8 protein-coding genes are annotated in these 5,648 nt (G+C 65.4%); all 8 read left to right on the plus strand.

Annotated elements, in window-relative coordinates:
* Positions 1–647, plus strand: a 647-nt coding sequence (locus ACY693_RS14255) for a DUF2325 domain-containing protein (protein ID WP_462322486.1), incomplete at its 5' end; no start/stop codon positions are given.
* A gap of 76 nt (positions 648–723) precedes the next feature.
* A complete protein-coding gene (locus ACY693_RS14260; protein ID WP_462322487.1) occupies positions 724–1,002 on the plus strand; it encodes a hypothetical protein in 279 nt (92 codons plus the stop codon).
* Between the two features lie 524 nt (positions 1,003–1,526).
* Positions 1,527–2,021, plus strand: a complete 495-nt coding sequence (locus tag ACY693_RS14265; protein WP_462322488.1) for a hypothetical protein — start codon at positions 1,527–1,529, stop codon at positions 2,019–2,021.
* Entirely contained in the window at positions 2,018–2,422 is a 405-nt protein-coding gene (locus tag ACY693_RS14270) for a hypothetical protein (RefSeq protein ID WP_462322489.1), read from the plus strand. The genes ACY693_RS14265 and ACY693_RS14270 overlap by 4 nt, the downstream gene beginning before the upstream one ends.
* Complete coding sequence (locus ACY693_RS14275; RefSeq protein ID WP_462322490.1) at positions 2,419–2,652, plus strand: carbon monoxide dehydrogenase; 234 nt, start codon at positions 2,419–2,421, stop codon at positions 2,650–2,652. Before ACY693_RS14270 ends, ACY693_RS14275 begins: the two co-directional genes overlap by 4 nt.
* Positions 2,653–2,656: 4 nt before the next feature.
* The gene (locus tag ACY693_RS14280) at positions 2,657–3,055 is read left to right on the plus strand and encodes a hypothetical protein (protein WP_462322491.1); all 399 of its coding nucleotides are present in this window, start codon (positions 2,657–2,659) and stop codon (positions 3,053–3,055) included.
* Positions 3,056–3,179: 124 nt separating this feature from the next.
* A complete protein-coding gene (locus ACY693_RS14285) occupies positions 3,180–3,713 on the plus strand; it encodes a hypothetical protein (protein ID WP_462322492.1) in 534 nt (177 codons plus the stop codon).
* 131 nt (positions 3,714–3,844) lie between these two features.
* Positions 3,845–5,648, plus strand: a 1,804-nt coding sequence (locus tag ACY693_RS14290) for a heavy metal translocating P-type ATPase (RefSeq protein WP_462322493.1), incomplete at its 3' end; no start/stop codon positions are given.

Raw genomic sequence — 5,648 nt, forward strand, 5'->3', positions numbered from 1 at the left:
CCCTGCGGGCGAGGGTGGCGGAGCTGGAGGGTGACAATGATCTGCTGGGCCGACGCTTGGCCGACGCCGAGCTGCGGTCGGTCGCGGTGGAGTGGGGGTTGGGGGCGGCTGAATCCGAGATCATTGATTTGACCGCCCAGTTGCGCGAGCAAGTGCACGCCTGCGAGGCCCTCGAGCGTCTTGTCGGGTTCGGCGATGAGGCCCCTGGTTGTCACGCTCAAGACTGCAAGACCTGTGGTGAAGGCAACGACCGCTGTCCGGATCTGGACCTGTCAGGGCGTCGCATCCTCTGTGTCGGTGGGCGCAGCGATCTGGCACCGCGCTACCGCGATCTGGTGCAGCGCTGCAACGGCGAGCTGATCCGACACGACGGCGGGCTCGAGGACAGCCAGCAGCGCCTGGAAGCGGTGCTCGCGCGTGCCGATGCGGTGATCTGTCCGTCCGATGCGGTTAGCCACAACGCCTACGCGCGCACCAAGCGCTTCTGTAAGCAAATGGGCAAGCCCTGCGTGTTGGTGCCGCGCTCGAGCGTTGGTGCCTTCGCGCAGGCACTCACAGCGCTTGCTGAGGGCCCAGACCAGCAGGCGTTGCAAGGGCCGTTCAGCCTTGATCCTGAGCGAATCGCGCGCTCGCGCCAGGCAGCCTGAGCCGGGATTTTTCCGCTGGTCCAGAAGAACTGGCTCGGAGCCATTGTCAACGCTACTATCTGCACGGAGGGTTGCGATGTGTAACTCGAGAAGGGCCTCCTATCCGGGGCTGCGAGCATCGGCCGAGTCTCTGCGGACTCTTGCTGGGGCTCAGGTTTGCAAGCTCCGAGCTGCGTTACGCTCGGTCTCGAGCCTGGCCGACAAAGGATCGGTCGGGTTAGTGCCGGCCGTCCTTGGTGTTGCGCTGGCGCTGGCGCTGATGCTCTGGGCACTGCCGGAAAAGAACGCCGGTGCTCAATCGGCTCTACAGTCTCCGCTGCAGCCATCGCGCCTAACGGCTGTGGCTGAGCGGTAGACTTTGAACCGGTCGGCGGACAGGCGCACAGCCTTTGATTGCTTGCGGATAATGTAAGCGGTTATCATAGCGATTTCGTGTTCAGGGCGCCGATGAGGAGCAACAAGATGAGCGAAGCCGAGCATGAGGCGACAGGGGCGGGTGGGCCTCGCCATGCAGGCGCCGGATCAGAATCCGGTGGGGAGTCAGCACAACAGTCTGGTGCAGGCGCTCGACCACAAGCCGAGGCTGGCGCCAAGGGCGAAGCGCCTAAGCAGGCAGGCTCGACGGCCGCCGAAGCGATGTATGGCCCATCCGGAGCATACGCGTCGCAAGGTCCGTCCGGTTATCCTCCGCAGCATCCGGCGTATGACCGCTCTGGATATCAGGCCCCGTATCCGCCCCAGGCCCAATATCAGCCTCCTCAATATTATCCTCATCAGTATCAAACCCAGCAGCCTGGGTATGCTCATCAGGACCAGCAACCTGGGTACGGCCAGGATGCCTACGGGCAGCCACATCCAGGGGCTGCGGTGGACCCGGCAATGATCGCATCCGCCTATCCAGGTGCCTATGCACCCTATTACCATGCCTATCATGCGGGCTATCCGCCGCCGGCGTTCTACGCGCAGCCAGCAGGCGCTATGCCTAACCCATCAGCACCGATGGGAGGGCATGCCGCAGCGGCGATGGCTGGGACGCCAGGCGTCGGCATGCCAGGAACCGGTGGGACTCACGCCGGCGCGCAGGCTGGCGCAGGACAGGGCCCGGGCCCGCAAGCCGGTATGCAGCAGCTGTTCGAGGAGCTCGCGCAGGGCGGCAACGGACTGAACAGCCTGACGCAGATGCTCAGTCTTGACGACACCGAGTTCTGGAAAGGCGCGCTGGTGGGGGCTGCAGCCGTATTGCTGCTGACCAACGAACAGGTGCAGGATACCCTGTTCAAGTCTGGCGCCAAGGCGAAGAGCGCAGTCAAGAGCGGGGCTGAAAAGCTCAAGGAGCGCGCGTCGACATCGTCGAAGACCGAGGACGACCCATGAGCAGCGAGGATCAATACGCGCTGATGCGAGCGCCTATTGCCTATGATCCACTCGCACCCTATCCGGCGATGCCTCATCCAAGCGCGCCGGCCAGCGGGTCGGCTGCGTCGGACGGCTGCTCGGCGCTGGCCCAGCTGGCGCTGCTCGGCGCCGTGATTGGCGGCTCTGCCGCCGCCGGTGCGAATATCCGCCGTCTGCAACGCCAGGAGGTCGATGCCGCTGGTGCGTTGGCCGATACCGGTCGAGCGGCACTGGCGACCGCTGCGGCCAGCGCGGTCGCTGGTGCCGCCGCGAGTGCCGTGCGCCAGCAAGGACTGCTGCGGCTTGGTGTGCTCTTCGCCAGTGGCACTGCAGTCATGTACGGTATCCAGCGCTACCTGGAGGGGAGCAGCGAGTCATGAGTCGCGCAGAGCATGGCATGCAGCGCCAGCGTCACGGCGTCGCCAAGAACCTCGCCGAAGGCGTTGGCGGCGTGATCGTTGGTGCGGCGCTCGTGGTACTGGCGAGTCAGTGGCTCAAGCGCCGCCAGCCGGGCCGCTTGGCAACCGATCGCACCGACGCGGAGACGCCGCTAGGGGCCGACGCTGCGGCCGCATCCACTATGAATTCCTCAAACTCGCCCGGAAGCTAATCCCATGAGCCAGTACGACGACCGATCCTACTATCCGCCCATGGTTGGCGGTACGCCCTACACGATGACGCCCTACAACCCGAGCGCCCTGTTCCAGATGGCCAAGCTTGGCACGGTGATCGGACTGACCGGCGCCGGTGCTGCCAACCTGCATCGTCTCCAGCACGGCGAGGTCTCCTCAAGTGAGGCGGCGCTCAATACGCTGCGGACCGGTGTCGCCTCGGGGGTGGCAACTGCCGCCGCGACGCTGGTGGCGAGCCAGTTCCGCAGTCCAACCTTGGCCTTGGCCGCAACCCTGGTGACAGGCACGGCGACGATGTACGCGCTGAATTCAGCGGCACAGTCGACCCGCGCCAAGGCGTCCGGGCCACCGACGACGGAGTCCGACGCCGAGTCTTGCTGAGCCGCACTTGTACGGCAACTGGACGGCATTTGGGCGGCATTTGGGCGGCATAGGGCGCGTCGAGCGCTGACACCGCCGACTCCGTGACATCGTTCCCTACCTACTAGTCCTCGAGAATCCGAGCATGAGCTATTACGCGTATCCGCCAGGTACTGTCTCGCCGGGTCAGCCATCGGCGCAATCCCCGGCTCAATCGCCAATGTCCCCATCTCCGATGCAGGGTGCCCAAATGCAGGGCGGCCACATGCCGGGTGCGCCGATGGGCGCTGGCCAGACGATGCAGCAGCCCTATGCTGCCCAGCAGCCAGGCATGATGCCGGCCGGTGGCCAGTACGCCAATGTTCAACCCGCCTATCATCCGATGCCGATGGCGCCGCAGGCGGGTGCAGGAGCCGTGCCTGGCGCCATGCCCGGCATGGGTTATCCCACGCCGACGACCTCCTCGTTCTTCAATCTCGGCAACGACCGCTTCATCAAGGGCTTGCTGATCGGGGCCGCCGCTGCCTATCTGCTCACCAATGAGAACGTTCAGCGCACCGCGATCAAGGGCGTGGTCAAGCTCTGGGGCGGCATCCAGGGCGGGGTCGAGGAGATCAAGGAGCGCTTTCACGACGCTGAGGCCGAGATCCAGGCATCGGAGTCGCATAAGGACGCTTGAGGGTCGGTCCGAATCCGAGCGGGCCAGTCCGGACCCGAGTCCGGACCCAAACTCGGCTCTATGTTATTCAGTCCGTACCGGCTTGAACGAACTGACCTCCAATCTGCTCTAGCCCCGTCGATACGCGTTCCGTGGCGCTCACTAATTATCGGATTATCCATGAGGTACCGGGCCGTCTGCGGCTGCGCGTCCCGGCCATGGGCGAGCCTGGCTGTGAGGCCTCGGCGCTCGAGGATTGGATCGACGCCGCAGCGGCCACCGAGGAGGTGCGTGCCAATCGCGCTTCGCGCAGCCTGATCATTCACTACAAGGGTGGTGAGGAGGCGCGGCAGGCGCTGCTGCGCCGGCTCGAGCGCTTCTCGACCGAGCCCATCCCAGGCTACAGCGAAGACGGTGTTCACGAGGCCGAGGTGACACCGATGATCACGACGCTACTGACGTTGGCGGTGTTGCCGTTCCTGACCCCGCCGATGCGCGTCGCGCTCACCTTTGCCAATGTCGGCTCAACCCTCGCCAAGGGCGCCGACACCCTGGTGCACGAGGGCATCAAGGTCGAGGTTTTGGATGCGCTTGCGGTCGGTCTGGCGGCGGCCAATGGTAAGCTGTTCACGGCCAATCTGACTGATCTGCTGCTCGATCTTGGCTCTTTCCTAGAACGTCGCACCCAGCGCCAGTCCGATCGGTTGCTGCGTCGCCTGTTGCGACCTGATCCAGCAATGGCCTGGGTCGAGCGCGATGGCGATTTGGTGCAGGTCTCGGGCGACGAGGTGCGCGCCGGTGAGACCGTTGTCGTCGGTGTCGGCGAGACGGTCCCAGTCGATGGCCATGTCATCGATGGCCTGGCGCTGGTGAATCAGGCCGGTGTCACCGGCGAGGATGTACCGGTGCGCAAGGAGGCCCCGGCGCGGGTAATCGCCGGCTCGGTGTTGGTCGAAGGACGGCTACGGCTAGAAGCGACGCGGGTTGGTGAGGATACGACGACCGCGCGGGTCTCGCGCTTCATCCAGGCCTCATTGGCCGAGCAGGCGGTCACACAACGCGTGGCCGATGAGCTGGCCGATAAGCGGGTCTATCTGACCCTCGGCACCGGCGCCGCCGTCTATGCGCTGACGCGGGATCTGGCGCGGCTGCAATCGGTCTTCCTAGTCGATTATTCCTGCGCGCTGAAGCTGGGGACGCCGGTTGCGTTCAAGGCGGGCATGTCGCGCGCCGCCGAGCACGGTGTGCTGATGAAGGGGGGTGAGGCGATCGAGACCCTGGCCGAGATCGACACCCTGGTGTTCGACAAGACCGGCACCCTGACCCACAGCGATCTGCTGGTCACTGATGTCGTCGTGCTGCCCGGCAGCTGCGCCTGCACCGAGACCGAGCTGCTAGCGATGGTAGCCTCGGTCGAGGAGCATGCCAGCCATCCGATCGCCCAGGCCGTGGTTGAGGCCGCCCGCGAGCGTGATCTGGAGCATATCTCCCACGGTGAGGTCGACTACATGGTCGCCCATGGCCTGCAGGCCGAGGTTGATGGCGGGCGCATCGTGGTCGGCAGCCGGCATTATCTGGAAGCGCACATGGCGATCGACTTCCAGGCCCATCAGGATCGGATCGATGCGCTGCAAGCGGAAGGCAAGACGCTGCTGTTCGTCGGCAATGCCGAGGGCGCGGTGGGCCTGATCGCGTTGCGCGACACCTTACGCGAGGAGGCCCCGGCGGCGCTCGCGCGACTGCGGGCGCTCGGCATCAAGCAGTTGGTCATGATCACCGGCGATCGGCGCGAGAAGGGCGAGGCGCTAGCCGCCGAGCTGGGTCTCGATGCGGTCTATGCCGAGATGGCGCCTGAGGACAAGGCCAGCGTGATCGAAGGCCTGCAGCGAAACGGGCACAAGGTGGGCTTTGTCGGCGACGGCGTCAACGACGGGCCGGCGCTAGCAGTGGCCGATG

The sequence above is a fragment of the Halochromatium sp. genome (assembly GCF_054919635.1).

Coding starts and splice junctions, on each gene's coding strand:
- ACY693_RS14280 (WP_462322491.1), top strand. CDS start 2,657: ATGAGCCAGTACGACGACCGATCCTACTATCCGCCCATGGTTGGCGGT.
- ACY693_RS14285 (WP_462322492.1), top strand. CDS start 3,180: ATGAGCTATTACGCGTATCCGCCAGGTACTGTCTCGCCGGGTCAGCCA.
- ACY693_RS14270 (WP_462322489.1), top strand. CDS start 2,018: ATGAGCAGCGAGGATCAATACGCGCTGATGCGAGCGCCTATTGCCTAT.
- ACY693_RS14275 (WP_462322490.1), top strand. CDS start 2,419: ATGAGTCGCGCAGAGCATGGCATGCAGCGCCAGCGTCACGGCGTCGCC.
- ACY693_RS14265 (WP_462322488.1), top strand. CDS start 1,527: ATGATCGCATCCGCCTATCCAGGTGCCTATGCACCCTATTACCATGCC.
- ACY693_RS14260 (WP_462322487.1), top strand. CDS start 724: ATGTGTAACTCGAGAAGGGCCTCCTATCCGGGGCTGCGAGCATCGGCC.